At 58.5% G+C, this 2,579-nt stretch carries 3 protein-coding genes; all 3 read left to right on the forward strand.

Going from position 1 to position 2,579, the window contains the following annotated elements:
• The first annotated feature begins 163 nt into the window (after window positions 1-163).
• Genes RR842_RS05960 through RR842_RS05970 form a run of 3 tightly spaced genes read left to right on the forward strand, consistent with a single transcriptional unit; the run spans window position 164 to window position 2,458 of the window.
• On the forward strand, window positions 164-985 hold the full coding sequence (locus RR842_RS05960; protein ID WP_332512362.1) for a transporter substrate-binding domain-containing protein: 822 nt from the start codon (window positions 164-166) through the stop codon (window positions 983-985).
• Window positions 986-1,021: 36 nt separating this feature from the next.
• Entirely contained in the window at window positions 1,022-1,675 is a 654-nt protein-coding gene (locus tag RR842_RS05965) for an amino acid ABC transporter permease (protein WP_332512361.1), read from the forward strand.
• A 9-nt stretch (window positions 1,676-1,684) separates the two neighbouring features.
• The gene (locus RR842_RS05970; RefSeq protein WP_332512359.1) at window positions 1,685-2,458 is read left to right on the forward strand and encodes an amino acid ABC transporter ATP-binding protein; all 774 of its coding nucleotides are present in this window, start codon (window positions 1,685-1,687) and stop codon (window positions 2,456-2,458) included.
• Window positions 2,459-2,579 lie beyond the last annotated feature (121 nt).

The following is a 2,579-nucleotide window of genomic DNA, read 5'->3' on the forward strand; positions in this document are numbered from 1 at the left end:
CCCTCCAAACCCTCCAAACCCTCCAAACCGCCTTCCGTTAGGATTGTCTGACAGTAGACGGTTTTTTGCTGTGCTATACTCGCTCCAACACTTTAGCGTAGTAAAGTAAACGGCTCGAGGGGAAGAGGGCTTGGGCCGCGGGACGCACAGGAGGATGAACCACATGAAGAAACTCAAGGCGATCTTAGCCGTGGCGGCAACGCTCGCACTTGCCGCCGTCGTGCTGGCTGGCTGCTCGGGCGGCGGCGACGCGCAGAAGGATGCCGGCGCGGATGGCAAAACGAAGCTGACGGTCGGCTTCGACCAGGGCTACCCGCCTTACGGGTTTGTGGGCGACGACGGCGAGTTTGCCGGCTTCGACCTCGATCTGGCTAAGGCCGTGTGCGAGAAGAACGGCTGGGATCTTGACCTGGAGCCCATCGACTGGGACGCGAAGGATGCCTTGCTGGGAAGCGGCACTATCAATTGCATTTGGAACGGTTTCACGATGGAAGGACGCGAGGACGGCTACACGTTCTCCGAGCCCTACATGCTCAACGAGCAGGTCGTGGTAGCTAGGGCGGACAGCGGCATCAAGTCGCTCGACGACCTCAAGGGGAAGATCGTCATGACGCAGGTCGATTCCGCTGCGCTCGACGTGCTCGAGGGCGATCAAGCCCAGCTTGCCGGCACGTTCAAAGAGCTGCAGACCATCGGAGACTACAACAATGCTTTCATGCAGCTGGAATCCGGCATGGTGGATGCCGTCGCTTGCGACCTTTCCATAGCCGATTACCAGATGGCGGCCAAGAAGGGCACCTACGTGAAGATCGACCCGGCGCTGTCCACCGAGAACTACGCGGTTGGCTTCAAGAAGGGCGACACTGAATTGGCCAAGCAGGTGACCGACACGCTCAAAGCGCTCGACGCGGATGGTACCGTGAAGCAACTGTGCGGGAAATATGAGAAATACGGTATGAGCTACGACAACTGGAAGCTCGCGTAAAGCGTTTAGGCTGAGCACGCGCAGGAAGGTTATCACGTGGATTTCAGTACGACGATGGGAATACTGATCTCGGGTTTCGCATTCACCATTCAGATTTTTCTGGTGACGCTTGTCGGGGCACTGCCGCTCGGCATTCTGGTGGCGTTTTGCCGCATGAGCAAGTTCAAGCCGCTCGCTCTCGTTGCGCGGTTCTACATATCCGTCATGCGCGGCACGCCGCTTATGCTGCAGCTCATGGCGCTTGCGTACGGCCCGTACTTCGTTTTCGGCATTCAGGCAGGTCAGGAATGGAAGTTCGTGGCCTGCTCCATTGGCTTCATCGTCAACTATGCCGCCTACTTTGCGGAGATATACCGCAGCGGCATCCAGTCGATCCCCCACGGCCAGTACGAAGCGGCAGCGGTGCTGGGCTACTCGCGTGCCCAGACGTTTATGAAGATCGTGCTTCCGCAGGTGCTGAAGCGTATCCTGCCGGCTTTGGGTAACGAGGTCATCACGTTGGTGAAGGACACGTCGCTCGCGTTCGTCATCGGCGTTATGGAAATGTTTGCGCAGGCGAAAGCTTTGGCTTCGTCGCAGGTGAGCATGATTCCGTATGTTATTGCCGGCGTGATCTACTGGGTGTTCAACTTCATCGTAGAAATGGTGCTCACCCGTATCGAGAAGCACCTCGACTACTACCACGATTAGGAGCGAGCTATGACCGACGAGACGCTCGTGCAGCTGGAGCACGCGAAGAAGAGCTTCGGCGACGCGGCCGTGCTGAAGGACATCTCGCTTTCGGTGAGAAAAGGCGAAGTGGTGGCCGTCATTGGCCCGTCGGGCGGTGGCAAATCGACGCTTTTGCGCTGCTGTACGTTGCTGGAAACGCTTGATGCGGGCCGCCTCGCGTTCGGCGACCTGGTTGCTGCCGAGAACGATGGCGCGGGCCGGGCCGCCTATGCCTCGAAAGACGTGCTGAAACAAGCTAAGACGCGCTTCGGCCTGGTATTCCAAAATTTCAACCTGTTCCCGCACTACACGGTGTTGAAGAATATCGTCGATGCACCCATCCACGTGCTAAAGCAGCCCAAGGACCAAGCGCTGGCTCATGCGCGCGAGCTTCTGGCGAAGATGGGTCTTGATGGCAAGGAAGATATGGTACCCTGCGAACTTTCGGGCGGTCAGCAGCAGCGGGTGTCCATCGCCCGCGCGCTGGCGATGGACCCTGATGTGCTGTTCTTCGATGAGCCTACCAGCGCGCTCGATCCTGAGCTTACCAAAGACGTGCTCAAGGTCATCCGTGATTTGGCCGAAGAGGACATGACTATGGTCATTGTGACGCACGAGATGAACTTCGCGCGCGATGTGGCCGACCGTATCGTGTTCATGGACGGCGGCGTTATCGTGGAAGAAGGCGCCGCGGCCGATCTTATCAATCATCCCCAGCATCGGCGCACGCAGGCCTTCCTCGCCAAGTACGAGGAAGATTAGGCCTGTCGGCAGGGAAACAAGCCTCCTCTTGTCTCCCTGCCGACAACCGCTGACAACCGCGTGCGGATGCTTTTGCCAGGTGGCGGTGCTTCTTGTGCTGCCACCTCGGCGTTTAGACGCG

Origin of the sequence: Gordonibacter sp. (assembly GCF_036667095.1) — a bacterium.
Lineage (GTDB): Bacteria > Actinomycetota > Coriobacteriia > Coriobacteriales > Eggerthellaceae > Gordonibacter.

Bases quoted from the DNA above. Each gene is read 5' to 3' on its own strand.
- RR842_RS05970 (WP_332512359.1), top strand. From the start codon at position 1,685: ATGACCGACGAGACGCTCGTGCAGCTGGAGCACGCGAAGAAGAGCTTC.
- RR842_RS05960 (WP_332512362.1), top strand. From the start codon at position 164: ATGAAGAAACTCAAGGCGATCTTAGCCGTGGCGGCAACGCTCGCACTT.